This window comes from Agrobacterium sp. O3.4 (assembly GCF_041414895.1).
Lineage (GTDB): Bacteria > Pseudomonadota > Alphaproteobacteria > Rhizobiales > Rhizobiaceae > Agrobacterium > Agrobacterium cucumeris.
Map to the genome: position 1 here is coordinate 2,206,886 of NZ_JALPZP010000001.1, position 17,127 is coordinate 2,224,012.

A 17,127-nucleotide genomic window follows, 5' to 3' on the forward strand; every position below is an offset into this window, starting at 1 on the left:
TTCCTCAGTCCACCGCGAAGACTTTTTCCGAGCCTTCGACAATCGGCCATTTGCCGGATGAAGAACCGGACATGACGTGCACTAGATCGCCGATCCGGGCGACACGCTTGCCGCCGTCACCGCCAAGGTGCACGTTCGGCGATTCAACAATCACCTTCGGCGACGTAACTTTCGCCTGCCCCGCCGACGCTTCAATGACGGTATCGCCGATCTTGATATGAAATGGCGTGTCACTGTTCTCGCGTGCGTTGTCGTCGCTATAGGTGGAGAAATCTATCTGCGCATCGGTCATGTCGCCGTTTTCGGAAACAACATCCACCTGTTCGCCGACGCTGTAGAGGACATCCACCTTGACGCCACCGGCAGCGAGGGTTCGCGCCTTGATCCAAGGCGTCAGATAGGGCTTTCCCGCCTGTTCCGACAGCTTGACGCGGTACTTGGATTTGTCGTCACTGACTTCGGCAATCGTACCCTTGCGCCGCCGGTTGCGGTTGCGGCGCTCAAGTTCGGCCATCCGCACATAAAGGTCTGTGATCTGGTCCACTAAACTGGCCATCAGGGCGACCCCTCGAAAGGCGTGATCAACATGGCGTCGGCCTCGTCATGAATAAGACCGTATCGCCGCATGGCGGTCTGCAATTCGCTGGCGTTGCCGGAAAGCTGCGCACGAATAAGAGCGATCTTTTCCGCCATGGACGGATCATTCGGAGCTAGATCACTTTCGCATTTGGCGAGAAACCGGGCGAAAGGCGAACCCGGCTTGAGCGGTTCCCCGCGCAAAGGTTCGGCCACCATACTCGCGGTGACTTTCAGTTGGTGCGCCGCAAGCCGCATCCCGTTGGTATCGCCGCTAATGCGCGACCGTGTGGCCGATTGAAACGACTGGCAAAGAGAGCGGAAAATTACCGCCCATTCATTATCGGGATCGTTGAGGGCATCGCCAGTCTGGCGAAGAGCCATATCAAGAAGAAACTCAAACGTGGCATCCGTCGCAGGCATGCCAAGGATAATACTTTCATCCGTTTCGGAATCGGTGATCGCGTGCGCCGTGGCCACCCCGGACTCGAAGACGATATCAAGAAGACCGGGGGACGATAGGGAGCGAAGTTCAAGACCGTCCACAACCTTAGAACTGTCAGTGTAAACCGAGATAAATTGCTTGTCCTTATCCGTCCGCAATGAACCGTCGGCAGCGATATCGAGTACGCCGATTTCGCTGTCCAACACGTTCGAGCCGACAATGGTGTTTCCCTTGGTCGCTTCCACGGCGGAGATGCGGGCGGCAAAGCGAATGAAGGACATGGAAGCTCCTAAATCTCTTTCAAGGCAACAGCGATAAGGTTGCTGTGCCGGTCGCTGACGAAATCAACCGACCAAGCCGGTTCGCCAGCCCGATCCATCGCCCGCACGCGGTCACCGGGTTTGAGCGCCGGGCCTTCGTATGTCGAACGGTCAATGAACAGGACGGCATCCGCCGCAGCGAAGCGCACACGATGGGGGCCGCTAACCGCATTGCCTGCGGGTCGCGTTGTGTCGTCTTCCGTGTGCAGGGCTTCGCAGCGGATGACGATCTGCGGGCGGTCCGGGTCCGTCTTGCCGTTCACCAAGAACGACAGGCGGACCGTCTCGCCAAAAGCGCCGCCAACCTTACGGTCAACGGCAGCTTCCAGTTTTCGCCAGTCCACCATCTTACTGATGCAAGATGAGGTCGCCGGTCGCCGAAGGATTGGCGGCGACGGCGGCGGCGTAACCGACCTTGGTGTTTGCGCCAGCATTATCGGCGGTGGTCAGCTTGGCACCATCCCAATAAAGGACTGCGCCTTCGGCCCATGCCTGCGCGTTCGTCTTGGGCAGGGTGAAAATGCCCGAGCGGGAAATATTGACGCGCTGGCCAGCCTTGGCGGAAAACTCCGCTACGCCGAACAGCTTGCCGACAAGAACGCCGTCGCCGGAATTGACATCGGCGGGCGCGGTGACTTCCACCGTATCGGCGGGGCCTCGATAGTTTTTCATGGTGATCTTCCTTGCGATCAACGTGACGGAGAAAGGGAGAGCCGAGCGGCTCCCCCAACGAAGTCAGGCAGGCGGCTTACGCTTGGCCGGGGTTGTGATAGCCGAAGCGGAAATCGGTCGCGCCGCAACCGAAGTCGTGTTCCACCGACATGCTGAAACCCTGCGAGCCGAAGGGTTCATCCATGCGAACGCGCGGAGCCTCGTAACCTTCGAGGTAACCCCAACGGTAATTGGAGCCGGTCGAAGGATCGGCGAAGAGGTCCCAGGAATTGTCCGCGATCTGCGACGTTTCCACCAGTTCGAACTTGCCGGAGAAAATATTGACCGTGGAAACCGTGGCGGGCGTGATGGATGCCAGCAGCTTTTCCGCATCGGTCAACTGGTTCGGGCCGACGAGCATGATACGCGCCGGGTTTGCGAGCAACGGCTTGCCATCCAGAGAGGTCTGCCGACCCATCGACTTGCGGCCTTCGCCGACGCTATCGACAGTAATCGCAGAACCAGCAGCCGCAAGGTTCTTATGGTCAGCATGGAAGACGGTTTTGCCGTCAGCAAGCTTGCCGTTGTACGCACCGCCGTAGAAGGTGACTTCTTCGAACAGGGCAACCGAAGCGCCATAGCTCGTCAGCAGTTCGGCGATGGCGCCAAGATCGTCATTGATGAGCATCTGGCGGCTGATATTCAGAGCGATGGCATAGCTGAAAGCCTGCACGGCTTCCTTGCCTTCGCCGAACGAACCGAACTTGATCTTGCCGTTTTCCAGAATCTTTTCCAGCATCGGGAAATCGCCGGTCTTGACGATCGTATCCGGGCGGAAGTCGCGGAAATTCTTCTTGCGGGCGAAGCGCTTGAAGGTCGGCTGCGCCAGAGCATAACGCTGTTCCAGCGTGCGGTTGACAGCGCCTTCGAAGATAACCGGGAAATCCGAAGTCGAATGCGCGGCGCGGCTGAAGATGTTGTCGATATCGCGGGCATTCAGCATGCGGCGGCCGTGGAAATTCACGCAATCGGCGGCGATATCTACCAGACCTTGGCCCATATACTGGCGGGCAGCGGCGGACGGACCAGCCTGCGGGACGGGCGCGCCGAGACCATAAGCGAGCGCTTCGACACGGGCCGAACGGATTGTATCGGCCTCGTCGTTGCCGACATGTACGCGAACGCGACTGTCGGTCGGCGCGGCGCGCTCACTGGTCACCAAGTGATCCAGAAGCAGGCCCCGGAAGCTATCCAGAGAAGTGCCGGAGCGGATATGGTCACGACCAAAGCCCGCGTGCCCGGCACGCTCTGCCAGTTCTTCGATAGCGGTCACGCGCTCGCGTTCGGCACGAACGGCGCTCTGCGCAATGGCCTGCGGGTTGCTCTCGCTGGGCGTCGGCGCGTTCCTCTCCGCGTTTTCAAGCGCGGTAATCTCGGCACGCACACCGTCCAGTTCGGTAAGAATCGCAGAATGATCCTTTTCGATGGCGCGGGCGGCTTCATCGGAAAGCCCCTCCACCAGTTCCGCGCGCTTGCTTTCCGCGCGCGTCGTCAGGTCGGTGGCCTTCGCCCGGAGTGCGAGCAGTGCCGGGGTGGCCTGATAGACATGATCCAGCATGCCGCGCGTCTGCACGAATGCATCGTGACCGAGCAGCGAGGCCGCGTGGGAAGGGTCGGCGGAAAGAATGGTGAAGGCGAGACCGAAGCAGACGATTGCGGCGACGGTCGCGAAAACATATGCAGCCTTTTTCATGGCGTGCGGTTCCTTTTGTATTACCGGGCAGGACAAGCGCCGTCGCCCTGCATCCCCGGTGGAAGTCAGGCGGCGAACTGGAAAAATTGGAATGAGTGTTCAGTCGAAGCGGCGTTCGGCTTCGGCCATGCGCATGCGTGCGGCCCGAAGACCGAGACATGCCGCAGACTGGATAGAGAGGGGGAACGTGGCTTCGCTGGATCGAACCTGCGCGCCGGGATCGGCGGGAACGGTCACAAATGAAATCTCGTTTGGCGTCCAGCGCTCCACGAAAATCTTTTCGACCTCGCCTTTCTTCGCCGCTTCCTCCACCCGGATTTTATCGATGGAGTAACCGACCGACACATTCTTGATGATCTTGTCAGAGACCAGTCCGAACATGCGGTCGGCGGCAAGATCGATTCCGGCCTTTGGGAAACGGATGGTCGCCCATCCTTCGCCCTTTTCGATCCATGCCCGTTCAACAACGGCGATCTGCGAAAACGTGGACCACCGGGAATGGCTGTCCAGAACTGGCGCTCCCAAATTCATGCGCGACAGGTCCAGCGCCCTTTCGCTGACGACAAGGATTTCATCGAACGGGACAGCCGTATCCCATCCGGTATAGCGCAGGCGGCGCACCGCAGCGCCGGTTGTGAAAACCAGCGTAACGGTGCGCGCCTCCGCATCGATAGAACTAACATTCAGGTCCTGCCCGCGAACCTGCATCGGCAGGGACGCAGGCGCTTTGCGCAGTTCAAGTTTCGTCATCGTCGGGGTCCTTGTCATCGTCTTCCGACTTGTCGTCGGGCGGGTCGTCTGTTTCGTCCCGCTGCTGCACCTGCCCGGCCTGAGACATCCGCCGGGGGTCGCTGTCGAGAACAAGCTTGCGCTTGTCGATCTTGGCCGTGTCGGACGCGATTTCGTCCAGCACGTCATCAGGGTTTTCACCCATTTCGGCGATGACGCTGGAGAGCGAACGGAAGCCCGAGCGAACTTCCTTGATGCGGGCGTTCACGTCTTTGAGCGGGTCAGCGGAATAGAAGCGCGGCGGCGACCATTCCACGGCAACCTTGGGCGTCTTGATGATGCCAGCGAAGTAGGCCGCCTCGCAGAACCAGTCCCAAATTGGCTGCAACAGCATCGGAATGATGATGAGCCACTGAACGGCAGACATTGTCCGGCGGAACCCTTCAAGCCCGACCTTACTGGAAGAGTAATTTACCTTGTCGAGCCGACCGGACAGAATGGCGTGGGGAACTCGCCAACCTGCGGCAATGGTATGCAGCATCGAGTTCTTGTACGGATCATAGCTATCCGTCACTGCCGGTTGCGAGAACTCTATGCCCCGACCGCCAACGGCATTGTAGAACATGCCCGGCTCGAATTTTTCGACGCGCCTGCCGTTTACGTCATAGATGCCGGGTTTGGTTGGGCCATTATCCGCCACAGGCATGCCTAGCGGGTCGGCTTCATCACCGCCAGTCATCACGCCGACGATGCAGGCTTCCAGCCGCTTGCGTATCAATTCGGACTGTTCGTAAGACGCGAGATCGTAGGTATCCACCATTGACGGCGCGCCCCACGGCGCGCCCATCACCTGCGTCCGCTTCTTTTCGAAGGCGTGGGCAATGTCTGACGCCGGAACAGGCTTCGAAACAATCGTAGACTTCGGATCAAAAAAGCTGTTGCCGGGATGCGAGCCGAACATCCAATAGGCGCGTTTCCTGCCGAGAGCATCGAATTCGATACCTTGGATGATCTTGCCGCCATCTGAAAGAATACCTTCCTTGGCGGTGTCAATCAGGTCAACTTCAAGCACCTGCAATTGAAGCGGGACGGGCAGACCATCTTCCAGCCTGCGACGGCGGCGGCGAACCAGACCATTCCCGCTTTCAAACATCCCACGGGTCGCGAGGTTGATGAGGCCGTTGAAGTCAAGATCGCCGTCCGCATCGCAAACCTTACTCCATTCCGCAAAAAGCTTATTGAGCTTTTTGTTTTTCGAGCGCGGAATAATGCCGTCGCCGATGGCGTGGGTAACGAGTTCGTGGACGGCCTTTTCCGCATACGGATTGTTGCGGACGAGATCGCGCATGCGGTCCCGAAGATTCCGACTGGCACGCGCAAGTTCTGCGTCCGCCGATGTTGATTGTGCACGCCTGCCGGATTTCAGGCGGCTGGTCTCTGCGCCAGCGTATGCACGGGACATGATCTCCAGTGCGGCGCGGTGCTTTACCCGCCGAAGGCCAGCTTCGGGCGAGAAATAACCAATGGTCCGGTCGAGAACGGTAGCGAGGCCCATTAGTCGAGCGCCGCGTAAATGGTGCGGGAGCCGCCCGACCGTGTGGATTTCAGGGCGGCAAGTGCCTCCCTCATATCTTTGAGAGAGTGATATTCCACCTCGCGGCGCGTGCCGCCAGAGTGGAATATCACCTTTCGCGCGCCCATTGCGATTGCATCTTCAAGCGCAGCAATTTGATCGTCTGTAGTCGCCATTATGCAAGCCACTCCGGTTTCGCGATTTCTTGTGTGTAGGTTGCGACCGCCGCTTCGGGCGGTGTCGAAAGTTCGCCCTCGCGGTGCGCCCAATTGGCGTTGACCATCTGGCGGGCGGCGAAGGCATAAACGGTGCAGTCGAGCGCTTCGTGGCGTCGGCCCGGTATCGGTACGAACTGGCGGCTTGGCTGGCCGCGCAGATAGCGGACCTCCATCTTTTCGCCCGCAAGCTGCTCGTACCAGACTTCCGGCAAGTCCTTTGAAAACCGGATTGACTTGGGCCGGGCCAGCCTGCCGAAAATGTGGCTCTTGATGCCGTCCACGCCGACGATGAAAAGGCGTCCGCCCTTCACGTTCGTTTTGGAGCGCTCAATCCATGGCCGGTTACCCGCAGCGCCCTTGATCGCCAGAACGCGGCGATTGAAGCGCGGGAACGCGAAGCGATAGACCGTTTCCATCGTCTCGCCGTCCGAGCTATCGACGCAAACGGCATCGACTTTGATCTTGCCGCCAAGGGGATGGTCCCATTGCGTGGTCAGGGCGACATCCAGTTCGGCCCATGTGGTATGATCATCGTAGCGACCCCACACAACGGTATGGCCGAGAACGTACGGGATGCCCTCTTTGTCCCAACCGACGAAGGTTGCTTCCAGACGATCATCCTGCACGTCAACGCCGACCGTGATAATCAGCACTTGGATCGGGATATTTTCCAGCCCGAAATCTTCGGCCCGACCCGCAAGCTCGATATCGTCCAGTTCGTCGCCGTCCTCTTTCCACCCTTGGGCAAGGATGGTGTTGACGAAGGTTTGCAAGGTCGAAGGGTCGTTTTTGACCGTAACGAATTCCCGCGCCAGCCGCCCCCAGGAGGCGTTAGGCAGAAGAGAAATCAGGGCGTTCATGCGGAAACCGGCATGATCCTTGATTTCCGGTCGAAGAGCGCGCCAGCGGCCATTCGCCACCATGCCCGGCTTGTGCCGTTCTTCCACCACAGAGCCGCATTCGACGCAAACATAATACGCCTTTTCCGGTTCGCCTTCGGGCCAATGGATATCGGCCCATGTGATTTCATGGAAGTGACCGCACTCCGGGCAAGGCACCTCATAAATACGCCTGTCCGATTGCTCATAGGCCCGCAACACATGGCTGGTCGCCTCGTAAACAGGCGTCGAACCCATGACAATCTTGCGGTCCGCAAACGACAGTGTGCGGCGTTCCGCCAGCAGGATCGGCGACCCTTCCTTCGTCGCATCCATGCCGTCCGCTTCGTCAATGAAAAGGATGCGGACATTGTGACGGCGCAGGTTGCGCGGTGCCTTGGCGGCAATGACTTTCAGGAACCCGCCGGGAAAGCGACGGGCAAGAAGGGTGTTGCGTCCGCCTTCGCTGGTATCGCCGGTCAAAAGACCGCGAAGCGCTGGCGAGGCATCGAAAATCGGTTCAACGTCCGAAACCATATAGTCGCGGCAGTCGGCCTCTGTCGGCAGAAGCGAAAGGATCGGCGACGGGTCGTTCGAACAGAAGCTTGCCATGGCACTGGTCAGCAGCGTCGTGAAGCCGACGCGGACCGGCTTGACCAGCGTTACCCGCTCAATAGCGCCATCGCCAATGGCATCGGCGATTTCACGCTGCGGGGGCCACAGCCGAACCCTGCCGGTCAGCGAAGAAACGCCCTCCGGCAGATGGACGGTATGTTCAATCCATTCCGACAGCCGAAGTTTCGGCGGCGGCAACAAGCTGTCCCATACCGCTCGCCGCAATGTCGCCAGCGCCGTTGTCATCGTCCTCGTCACCAAGTTCGGAAAGCGCCGACCGGATTTCCTGCCCGATCAGGTCAACATCGTAGGTCGTGAGATGCGGCAGCATCTGGCGGCAACGTGAAGGCACTGACAGGACAGCGTTGCGGATGCGTCGGCCTATCGAAACCCACTCGTTTCGCACGTCCGTCATCGAAACCAGTTCGCGGCGCATTGCCGCGTTTTTCATGGCCGTCTGGTCGGCCTGTTCGCGCGCCAGTCGGGCGCGTTCGGCGGTCAGAACATCCGCGCCGTCACCGCCGCGACCGGCGGCAACACCACGCAAATGCTCGCAATAAAGCTGGATGGACTGGCGAAGATCGAAGCGATTCCGTTCTGTCTTCACCACGATTCCACGTTCCACGAAATCCGAGACCGCCCGCTTCGAAACCTTCAGCAGTTCCGCCAGTTCGGATGCGGTGATTTCGATATCGAGCGAAGGCTTTTCCGGTTCGGCAGGTGCCGTTTCGGTATGCAGCGGGAGGCTTTCGCCAGCTTCCGCATGTTTCTTGTGCGATTTGGCCGCGAAACTCGGGCTGACGTTGAACTTTGCCGCCGCCTCCCGAACCGTATGGCCCTCGTCCATGAAGGCCACGACCTGTTCACGCAACTCGTCAGGATAGCTCTTTGCCATCTGATTCCGATTCCATCGAAAGGGCGGTGGAACCCCCCTATAATTTTCTTCACAGAGCGAAATCCCGCAGTCGCCCACACCCGCTACTTGGCCTCTTTTGGGGGAGGACCCGACCGAGGGGGGGGGGTATGGGGCGGGTCGCGACCGGGGGTCGGGGTGGCCGGTCAGGGGACCAGCTTGGCAAGGGCGGCTTCGACCCGCTCTTTCAGCAATGGCGCTGCGATGCGCTGGAAAGCTTCGGCTGTCGCGCCGCTGGTCATTTCCTTCGGGATGAAGACGCCCGAGCGGGCGAAGGTGATCTTCGTGCCGGAGCGATTGAGCCGGTAATAGGCATGGCCGTTGAACTGCGCCACCGGCTTACGGTCGGGGAACTGCCCGCCACGCAGGAACGCGCCGGGATAGAGCGTCGGTTTGCCGAATGGTCGCGCCACGACACCGGTTTCGGTTTCCTTCGGGCGCAGATATTTGAGGCGAATGTTGCCGCCCCGCGTGGTCATGTCATAGACGAACCGGCCCGGCTTTGCGGTTGCCGGATTGCCGATGGCCTTGACGATGGTGGCACGCGGCAAGCCCGTCTGTTTTGTCAATTCGCGGATGACAACGGTTTTCGTCCTGTTGCCGACCTGATTGACGATGCGGGGCAGAACGGTCGGAAAGCGCCGTTTCAGTTCCGCTATCCGGTCGCCGTATTCCGCAAGATTGCGGTCGGCCCATTTCATGGACAGAACAGCCATCGTCAGATTTTCCCGGAAGTTGCCTACACCCTATGCAAACGAAAAAGGCGACCGGGTTAGGGTCGCCTTTCGCTCAAGTCCGCCGATGATATAGCTGTCGCACTGGCCTTGAATCGGTCTCTCTGGCGAGAGGGTCAAGGCAGGGTCTACCCGGCATACCCGCGTGGGAGGTTTAAACTCCACTCGCCGGTCGAAACCGACGCGCTTGCACAGGATCAGCAGATCATCCTGTGCTATGCATAGTCACAACTTTTCGAGCAATGCAAGAGTGGTTTCGACAGGCGTAACCGCACCAAACATCTCTACGGCGATGATTGCCCCGCTCGCAATGCGCTCGCCGTCAACCACCTTATCCTTGCGCAGTTTGGTGACATGGCCGGTGAAACCCGCGAACGGCCCGCCGCTAAAGCGGACCTTATCGCCACGTCGAAAGCTCTTGCAGTGCTCCAAATCAAGATCAAGCTCTTGAGTACCGAAGAGCTTGAATCGATTCATTTCCTCGTCTGATACACGATGCGGCGTGATCATGCCGCCGACGAAGCCCGCCACACCTTCCAGCCGGGCAATCCCGCATACCGCTGCGGGAGAATACACGATGTTGACCAGCACATAACCGGGCATCAACGGGCGCAAAACATCATGGATAACCCGACCACGAACGACCTGTTTACCGACGTTCTCCACGGGCAAAAAAGTTTTCACACCGGCTTTGCTAAGGGCGTCTTCAACAGCTTTTTCCGCCTTGTGCTTCGTCTCCACGACGAACCATTCGTGTTTTCCCGGCTGATTCTCCGCCGCCATGGAAAGCATGGTGACGTTGAGTCGCTTCGCGTTCTGCATCTGGTCGAACAGAGACGCAAAGCGCGACAGGTCATAAAGCTCCGGGTTGACCGGCTTGCTGGCGGCATAAATCTTCACGTTATGCATCATTGGAGCGTCCCTCGCTGATGGTGGTAAGGAATTTGGAAAGCGCGGCGTCAACTGCCGCTTCGAGATCGTCAGCCCCGTCATCGACCGGGGGGAAATAGACCCATTCAGGCGGATGCTCGATAAAGGGCCAGCGGTTGCGCTCATGCAGGTGCTTCCAAGCCGCGAACAGATCGCTGTCGCGGTGCACCTGCCGGAAGTCCTGCACCAAGGGGAGAAGCGAGAGCGAAGTGTTGAAAGGCTCGCGGCGACGGGCAAGGTCGCGCATGGTGTTGACGAGTGGCCAGCCATTGTCACGGCGCTTTTCGAACATAAGCTGTTCGCGGGAAATCATGCCCTTGGCGATACGGGTTTCGTCAAAGCTGGTCACATACAGCAGGCCGGTCGGCTCTTTCGACAACGCCTCAAAGCGCGTTCCCATCCAGAGCTTGCCGCAGACCTTGGCAATGCCATGGGCGTTGATCGGCTCAGCAAGAACATGTTCCGGCAGGTCGCGCCAGTGACGGTTTTTGAGGTAGACCGCTGCGGCCATCAGGTCGGCAGGCTTGGCCCAACGAAGATAGGCAGGCGTCCGCTCCACGCATTCGGCGCGATCTTCCGCCGGAAGCGCGAACCACGCATTGCGGGCAAACTCGACATCGCCCTTTTTCCAAGTCGCGTACCAGAGCGTGAAAGCATGCTCTATCTTTTTTCGATCAACCTTTTTCAAAACTCCCTCTTCCGCGCCAGCGGCTGGAGAGTTTTCTGGAATGTTAGTTGGAAGATTCTTATCTTGGTGGAACTCCTCCACCACCTTCCGATCCTCATTTCCACCACCTTCGGGAACGATTTCCACCACCTTGGCGATGGAACGCGGTGGAACTGTTCCACCACCTTCGGAGGCGCGGGCATCGTCGGAACGTGGTGGAGGATTTCCACCACCTTCGTGATCTTCGCTGCTGGCGGCATTGCCGGAAAGGTCGCGCCCCGGCCAGCGCGCAACATATTCGTTCCGCTTCCATTTCTGGCCGCGAAAACCGTGTTGCGTGACGACAATCCAACCGCTCTCTTCGGCGATTTCGAGGTGTTTCAGGACGGTTTTCTTATCGAGGCCCGTCAGGTCCACCAGTTCCGAAATCGGCGGATAGCAGGAACCGCCGGTCGCATCCATTTTCAGGCCAAGCGTATGCAGCACAAGGCGCGTGATCGGCGGCAGGCCGGATTTACCGACCGCGTGACGCCAAGACCATGCACGCGACATTGCGCCGTGATCCGGTTCCATCACTGTGCACCGCCTTTCCGCACCACGTCGCGCAGGAAAGAGCGCACGGCGTGGACGCCGAGAACCACCGTATGCGGCAATCCGCCGTCCGGCAGGCGCGTGGCGTTGATGGCTGCAAATTCCACGTCCAGCGCGTCCACGCCGAGCGAGAAATGCGCCGCCTGCAAAATCCGCCGAATGTCCGTATGGTCGCGATAAATTACACCCTGCGGCGCGCGCAAAAGCCAGTCCGCGCGCTCCGCATCGGTCCGGCAGTCAGCCAGAATTTCAACGATAGGCATGAGGTCGGTCATCGGCTGATTTCCCGCTCTACCTTGCGCGCCAGAGCGCGGTAGCTGTCCATCGCCTTGCAAAGATCGCCATGCGCCCGGCGCTGGTCGGCAGCAGCCTTTTCGGCGCGTGCGGTCGCTTCCTCGCAGGCGACGAATGCGACTTCCACCAGCTTCGTCTCTTTCAGGAACTCATCATAAAGCGGGTTCGATCCTGCCGGGCCGAAGAACTGGTCGCGAACCTGCGCCACCCAATCACGCGGCACCCCCAAATCCTTCGACACGGCAGCATCCGTCCAGGGGGACTTATAGGCGTCCTTGGCGTAAACCTCATCCAGCTTGTCATTGATTATGCGCCGGTCCTCGCGGCTCATTTCGCGGGGCTTGTCTGCAATCGTCGCTACGGTGTCCGCCATGGCTTTCTGTCCTTTACGCTTGGCCGGGCTGGCGTGGATCGGGCAAAAATCCTTGCGCGGATTGTTGCCGACTACCCATCCCTTGTTCTGGAAGTGCTGAGTTGCCGCGATTGGCGGCTTGCGATTGATCCCGGTTTGATGCGGGAAATAGGCGACCCCACCACAGCACGCGCATGTGATCTGCATGGCTTTGGTGGACTTGTCGCCGTAGGGAATGGAAACCTCTGGAAAGATGCGTTCGCTCACCGGGAACCCCCTCTTTTCCACGCTTCGAAGTCCTTCCGAAAATGCAGGAAGGCGGCTTGCGCGCGCGGGTCGTTGTCGATTTCTTTTTTGCTGGAAATGGCGAGGATGCTTTTCAACCGGGTGTCCGCCTGCGCCTTGTCGCGCACCGGCCCGCCCGCGCCCTTAATTTCAAGGAAGCGCTGGAAGGTGCGGTCGGAAAGCAGCATTGCGGCCTGCGCCGCGTATTTTTTCCGCACGGCGGCGGCTTGCTGCGCCTCCACCTGCTTTTTCAGGTTCCGAACGGCATCAGATGCCCGACCAATAAGGCCCAAAAGGAAGGCGAGGTTTTCCGCCGCCCCGCAAATCAGGTCGCGTTCGTCCGGCAGGGCGTCGGCATGCAACGTGCAGATAAGCGCCTCGTCACCCGTCGAACGGCGGGCGATGACGGCGATGTTGTTTCCGCGCGGCTCGAATGCCCAAACGTCGCCTTCAACGCGAGCCGAAAGGTAGCGCAGGCGGTCAACGGCTTTTAGCTCGCGAGCGCGGGCAGGATCGGCAAGCCTCGTCATCGCGCACCGCCTTGCCGCGCGCGAATTCCCTCAAATGTAGCTAATCGCGCCCGCGCGGCCTGCGCTTCATCCTCATTCCCGGCAGCAAGGGCAGCGGCAAGCCGCAGCTTGGCCGTATGAATGACCGGACCGAACCTGTCTGTTTCGATAGCGCCAAATTTGACCGCAAGGGCGCGCTTCGAAAGGGCGATATCGAAATGAACCCAACTGGCATCTCGATGTTTGCCAAACGAAAGAACAGGATGCCCCTGAATCCATTTGCGCTGCACGCCAATGCGGTCCGCCATGGCAAGCAGTTCATCATCCGCATCCGCCCACATGTGACACATGACCATGTTGCCAAACGGGGCGCGCATGTCGTCAACATAAACGCTCATGCTGCCTCGCTTTCCGCCGTTACGGCGGCTTGCTGAGGCTGGTAATCCTTCCAGTCCACGCGGCGAACGATGGTGGCGCTGCCATAGTTTCCGGCCTCGTCACGTTCCCAAACGAACCACGCCGTATTCATGCGGCTGCTGGCTTTGTTGCCGTCCCATCCGTCGCGGTGCATCATCGGAAGGCGGCGCTTGAAGACGTAGACGCGAGCGGGCGGGCAATCGTCCATGACGAAATTGCGGTCATCGTCCGCGAACCCGCAAAGGAAATTCAGATTGAGCAAAAGCGCCATTTTGCGCGGCTTGTAGACGCGCAGGGCGTAGGCCACGAAGGCATTGAGCATATCGCCGTAAGGCGGATTGGTGACGATATCGTACGAGCCGGCTTCCGGCGGCTGCGAGGTCAAGAAGTCCTGCACCGCCTGCAATTCGCCGTTGCTGTCCGCCGTGCTGTAGTCGTTGATATCGGCCAGCACCACGGCATAATGAAACGCTTCCAGCATACGCGATATCGCGCCGCGCCCGCAGGCTGGTTCCAAGACGCATGCGGTGAATTCTTCCAGCGCCAACAGCGTAAACATCGCCTCCGGCGGCGTCTCGTAAAGGTTCGCCCCGCGCTCTTCCTTCGTGGCGCTGGCCGTGCCGACCGCCGCGCGAAGATTTGCCTTCGTCGGCTCCAGCCCGGCAGCAAGCCGCGCCTGAATCGCCCGTTCGACAATGCCGGGTTCACGATGTTCCGCCGCAGCAAGCTTGCGGGCTTCGTGGATTTCCTTGCGGGACAGGCCAGTTTCATCGGACGTAAAACCGTTTCCATCGGAAACGGTTTTGGGCCTTCCGCCTACCGACGCTTGGCCCGCCGCCTGCGCTTCATCCCATTTATCGGCAATCAGGATTTTCGCGCGTGCTTCGATCAAGAGCGCGTCGGCCTGCATGCGCCGAGCCTTGGCGATCAGCTTTTCCGTTGCGCCGATCTGCTCCGCAAACTGTGCGGCGGTCTTCGCCTGATTGTAGGCGACAGACGCGACGATGCGGGCGTTGATGATATCGCCATCATCAAGAAGCGCTCGGGCCCGTTCTACCGTGGCGACCAGCCCGGAAGCGTCCGCGACCGGCACCACGGCTGTTTCCGTTTCGCGCTCCGGCATGTCGCCCGGTTCCGCAATACCTTCCAGCATCGCCAGCATTTCGCGCGCGCGGTCGGTCGGATAGTAGGTTTTGCCATCCTTCTTATCCCGCGTCAGATAGCCGTTGCTGACGGACTTATTCGCCGCCGCACCCTGCTGCTGCGTCTCCACGGTCACGGTTCCGTCGCGGACGGCGGCAGTGATGACGATAAGCGCGCTTGGGCCGGGCTTGGGGAGTTTGACTTGCTTGTACGGGGCCATCAATGCGCCCTCATCAAACGGTCAAGATACGCCTGCCCCAAGCCGGTCAGCTTGGCGGTGTCACCATCGGCTGTTACATGGAGGTATCCGCAGCGGCGGCATTCTTCGGCGACGATATGGTAAGCGAGGCCAAGGGCGGACAAATCCAACTTGCCGCCCTCGCATTTCACATGCCGCAAAAAGCCCCTTGCACGTTCGGACAAGGGGCGCTTCATCAGTTCGGTGATAGCCGGATCGGTCTGGCGCTTCATTCCGCACCCCCGACGACGCTAAGCCCGACCTTATGACCGCCCTTGGCTTTCACACTGGCGAGCGCCTTGCGAAATGCCGCCAGACCGGCTTCCAGTTCCGCCGCGTCACGGTCCATTTTGGTCGCTTCGGCTGGCGTCACCACCATGTCGGCAATCGCAACCGCGCCGCCGGAAATCAGATCGCCAGCCTTGCGGACCATTTCGGAATAGGTGACGACGACGCACTGTTCGGCGGCGCGTTCATTTTCCGGGTCGGCCAGTCGCCGCCCGTTAAGTTCCGCCATCGCAGAGGTGACGACCGGCACGCCGCATTCGCTTTCCAGCGCATAGACAGCGTGCAGCGGCATCAATTCCGGGTCGGTCGCATTGTTCATGCGCCCGATGTGGCTTTTCGAAATCGAGGAAATTTCCGCAGCACGCTCGATACCGCCCACGAGGCGGATAAGGTCACGTTGCGCGGCTTTGATGCGGTGAAACCATGCGTTTGAAATCATGAGACAATACCTTTCCCGCGCCGGGAAAATCCCGGCGTTTTTCCCGTGGTGGGAATTGATTGGAGATGAGAGTTTCAGGGCGTCAGGAAGTTACGGAGGCCCACATGCAAAACGAGAGGTGCCCGCGCCGGGCGAGAAGAAGGAAAGCGCACCGGCGCGGGTCGCAGCAGGCCGGGAGGATTGGCCGCGCGAAAGGGAAAAGAGGCGGTTCATTCTGCTGCCTCATGGAAAAGCTGCGGATATACGTTGCCTCTTGTCGCAAGATTTGCGGAATAGATCGCCGAAACTTCCAGATTTGTAAGCGCGATAATGATTGGCCAATGGCGATCTGGAATCCCACCTTTCGCCCACTTGTAGACCGCATCCTTTGAGAAGGGGTCGGCAGTCAACCGGCTTGCGTCCGCAATTGCCTTGGGTCCGCCAGCGCGGCTGATGATTTCAGCAATTGTGAGAGTCGGTGACGTGTCCATGCACGCACCAATAATGGATTTAAAATCCAATTACAAGGCAACAGAAATCCAAAACGGAAAATAACTCCGGCTCTATGATGGCAAACATGAATTGGTGGCAAAGATTACAAGAGGCGACGGACGCCAAGGGTTGGAAGAAGAAGGAGCTCTCGAAGCGCTCCGGCATTCCCTATGACAGCGTGAACAAATATCTGCGCGGAGACATCAGCCAGCCTCGCGGCGACACGCTCAAAATTCTAGCTAATACGCTGGGCGTTTCGCATATTTGGCTGAGAGACGGGGTCGAGTTAGCCGACCAACAAAACGTCAAACCCATTCAAAGCCAGCTTGTTGCAGCCGCTGTAATAGGCAAAGTCGAAGCCGGAACCTTCCGAGAGGTTGACGCCTTCGATCAGAGAGAGCGAGAACTAGTCTCCGTGCCGCCCGACGACCGGTTTCCGCATGCGCGACAGATGATATTCGACGTATCCGGCGACTCGATGAACGACCTGAAACCCCGGCCAATCCTCGAAGGTGACAGAATTGTTGCCGTATCGTTCGAAGATATCGCCAACGAGGTAGTGCTGCGAGATGGCATGGTTGTTGTCGTAGAGCGGTCCAAGGACGGCGGCATGACGCGTGAATGGTCAGTCAAGCAGGTGGAAATCTATCAAGACAGGACCGAGTTTCACCCTCGCTCAACGAACGCCAGACACAAGCCAATAGTAATAAATCGAGATTACGCAGCAGATGACGGCACGCAGGTTGAGATTATCGCGCTTGCGCGCCGCATCATAAATGACTTGTCGTTTTAAGAAAGCCAACGGCGTTTGTTTACCTCAAACTCGCGGCACGCCTCGCTAATCTCATTGATTATCCACGGCTGGGGCGGTTCACACATTCGCATGTTCCCCGCGTCATCTAGGAAACTCATAACGGGGATGACGTGAAAATTATCATCGTCATCCGAACCGACAGGCGCGATCCCCGCCACCTTGAATGAGTACCCCCGGAACCGCCGCTTGAGGAAGTCCGCGAAATGCGCTTCGGAAGCCGCTATTTGGTGGCGTTTAGGGTAAGGGGGGACGATAACAAATTCCAAAACTTCTGTTTCCCGCAT

23 protein-coding genes are annotated in these 17,127 nt (G+C 59.2%); 1 reads left to right on the plus strand and 22 read right to left on the minus strand.

Translation table 11 applies throughout. The features are described from left to right. Positions 1-4: 4 nt before the first annotated feature. From M0412_RS10670 to M0412_RS10770, 21 genes are all read right to left on the minus strand, one after another. Positions 5-556 (minus strand): phage baseplate assembly protein V, encoded by a 552-nt coding sequence (locus M0412_RS10670; RefSeq protein WP_269698803.1) that lies wholly within the window; start codon positions 554-556, stop codon positions 5-7. Further along, positions 556-1,302 (minus strand): hypothetical protein, encoded by a 747-nt coding sequence (locus tag M0412_RS10675; RefSeq protein WP_269698805.1) that lies wholly within the window; start codon positions 1,300-1,302, stop codon positions 556-558. Before M0412_RS10675 ends, M0412_RS10670 begins: the two co-directional genes overlap by 1 nt. An 8-nt stretch (positions 1,303-1,310) precedes the next feature. Next, a complete protein-coding gene (locus tag M0412_RS10680) occupies positions 1,311-1,688 on the minus strand; it encodes a hypothetical protein (protein ID WP_142841017.1) in 378 nt (125 codons plus the stop codon). A 1-nt stretch (position 1,689) separates the two neighbouring features. Continuing rightward, positions 1,690-2,013 carry a DUF2190 family protein gene (locus M0412_RS10685; protein WP_142841016.1) on the minus strand — a complete coding sequence of 108 codons (324 nt, stop codon included), beginning with the start codon at positions 2,011-2,013 and terminating at the stop codon, positions 1,690-1,692. A gap of 76 nt (positions 2,014-2,089) precedes the next feature. Continuing rightward, complete coding sequence (locus M0412_RS10690; RefSeq protein WP_269698808.1) at positions 2,090-3,745, minus strand: hypothetical protein; 1,656 nt, start codon at positions 3,743-3,745, stop codon at positions 2,090-2,092. Positions 3,746-3,844: 99 nt separating this feature from the next. Next, positions 3,845-4,495 carry a hypothetical protein gene (locus M0412_RS10695; protein WP_269698810.1) on the minus strand — a complete coding sequence of 217 codons (651 nt, stop codon included), beginning with the start codon at positions 4,493-4,495 and terminating at the stop codon, positions 3,845-3,847. Further along, entirely contained in the window at positions 4,482-6,029 is a 1,548-nt protein-coding gene (locus M0412_RS10700) for a phage portal protein (protein WP_269698811.1), read from the minus strand. Before M0412_RS10700 ends, M0412_RS10695 begins: the two co-directional genes overlap by 14 nt. Beyond that, entirely contained in the window at positions 6,029-6,223 is a 195-nt protein-coding gene (locus M0412_RS10705) for a phage head-tail joining protein (RefSeq protein ID WP_112200667.1), read from the minus strand. Before M0412_RS10705 ends, M0412_RS10700 begins: the two co-directional genes overlap by 1 nt. Next, positions 6,223-7,956 (minus strand): phage terminase large subunit family protein, encoded by a 1,734-nt coding sequence (locus M0412_RS10710; RefSeq protein ID WP_346348732.1) that lies wholly within the window; start codon positions 7,954-7,956, stop codon positions 6,223-6,225. The genes M0412_RS10705 and M0412_RS10710 overlap by 1 nt, the downstream gene beginning before the upstream one ends. Continuing rightward, the gene (locus M0412_RS10715; RefSeq protein ID WP_269698817.1) at positions 7,919-8,653 is read right to left on the minus strand and encodes a MerR family transcriptional regulator; all 735 of its coding nucleotides are present in this window, start codon (positions 8,651-8,653) and stop codon (positions 7,919-7,921) included. The genes M0412_RS10710 and M0412_RS10715 overlap by 38 nt, the downstream gene beginning before the upstream one ends. Before the next feature lie 164 nt (positions 8,654-8,817). Further along, the gene (locus tag M0412_RS10720) at positions 8,818-9,387 is read right to left on the minus strand and encodes a hypothetical protein (RefSeq protein WP_269700072.1); all 570 of its coding nucleotides are present in this window, start codon (positions 9,385-9,387) and stop codon (positions 8,818-8,820) included. A 243-nt stretch (positions 9,388-9,630) separates the two neighbouring features. After that, positions 9,631-10,317 (minus strand): transcription termination/antitermination protein NusG, encoded by a 687-nt coding sequence (locus tag M0412_RS10725; protein WP_269700073.1) that lies wholly within the window; start codon positions 10,315-10,317, stop codon positions 9,631-9,633. Then, positions 10,307-11,575 carry a helix-turn-helix domain-containing protein gene (locus M0412_RS10730; RefSeq protein WP_269700620.1) on the minus strand — a complete coding sequence of 423 codons (1,269 nt, stop codon included), beginning with the start codon at positions 11,573-11,575 and terminating at the stop codon, positions 10,307-10,309. The genes M0412_RS10725 and M0412_RS10730 overlap by 11 nt, the downstream gene beginning before the upstream one ends. Further along, positions 11,575-11,868 (minus strand): hypothetical protein, encoded by a 294-nt coding sequence (locus M0412_RS10735; protein WP_269700074.1) that lies wholly within the window; start codon positions 11,866-11,868, stop codon positions 11,575-11,577. Before M0412_RS10735 ends, M0412_RS10730 begins: the two co-directional genes overlap by 1 nt. Further along, positions 11,865-12,506, minus strand: coding sequence for a hypothetical protein (locus tag M0412_RS10740; RefSeq protein ID WP_269700075.1), 642 nt, complete (start codon positions 12,504-12,506; stop codon positions 11,865-11,867). Before M0412_RS10740 ends, M0412_RS10735 begins: the two co-directional genes overlap by 4 nt. Continuing rightward, positions 12,503-13,054, minus strand: coding sequence for a hypothetical protein (locus M0412_RS10745; RefSeq protein WP_269700076.1), 552 nt, complete (start codon positions 13,052-13,054; stop codon positions 12,503-12,505). The genes M0412_RS10740 and M0412_RS10745 overlap by 4 nt, the downstream gene beginning before the upstream one ends. Further along, positions 13,051-13,431 (minus strand): DUF4031 domain-containing protein, encoded by a 381-nt coding sequence (locus M0412_RS10750; RefSeq protein WP_269700077.1) that lies wholly within the window; start codon positions 13,429-13,431, stop codon positions 13,051-13,053. The genes M0412_RS10745 and M0412_RS10750 overlap by 4 nt, the downstream gene beginning before the upstream one ends. Then, positions 13,428-14,813 (minus strand): SAM-dependent methyltransferase, encoded by a 1,386-nt coding sequence (locus M0412_RS10755; protein WP_269700078.1) that lies wholly within the window; start codon positions 14,811-14,813, stop codon positions 13,428-13,430. The genes M0412_RS10750 and M0412_RS10755 overlap by 4 nt, the downstream gene beginning before the upstream one ends. Further along, a complete protein-coding gene (locus tag M0412_RS10760) occupies positions 14,813-15,064 on the minus strand; it encodes a hypothetical protein (RefSeq protein WP_269700079.1) in 252 nt (83 codons plus the stop codon). Before M0412_RS10760 ends, M0412_RS10755 begins: the two co-directional genes overlap by 1 nt. Continuing rightward, the gene (locus M0412_RS10765; RefSeq protein ID WP_078053412.1) at positions 15,061-15,558 is read right to left on the minus strand and encodes a hypothetical protein; all 498 of its coding nucleotides are present in this window, start codon (positions 15,556-15,558) and stop codon (positions 15,061-15,063) included. The genes M0412_RS10760 and M0412_RS10765 overlap by 4 nt, the downstream gene beginning before the upstream one ends. Positions 15,559-15,767: 209 nt before the next feature. Then, positions 15,768-16,028 carry a carph-isopro domain-containing protein gene (locus M0412_RS10770; RefSeq protein WP_269700080.1) on the minus strand — a complete coding sequence of 87 codons (261 nt, stop codon included), beginning with the start codon at positions 16,026-16,028 and terminating at the stop codon, positions 15,768-15,770. Positions 16,029-16,105: 77 nt separating this feature from the next. Between M0412_RS10770 and M0412_RS10775 the strand changes: the two genes are divergently transcribed. Next, positions 16,106-16,822, plus strand: coding sequence for a helix-turn-helix domain-containing protein (locus M0412_RS10775; protein ID WP_269700081.1), 717 nt, complete (start codon positions 16,106-16,108; stop codon positions 16,820-16,822). Here M0412_RS10775 and M0412_RS10780 read toward each other — a convergent pair. Then, positions 16,819-17,127 carry a hypothetical protein gene (locus M0412_RS10780; RefSeq protein ID WP_269700082.1) on the minus strand — a complete coding sequence of 103 codons (309 nt, stop codon included), beginning with the start codon at positions 17,125-17,127 and terminating at the stop codon, positions 16,819-16,821. The genes M0412_RS10775 and M0412_RS10780 overlap by 4 nt on opposite strands.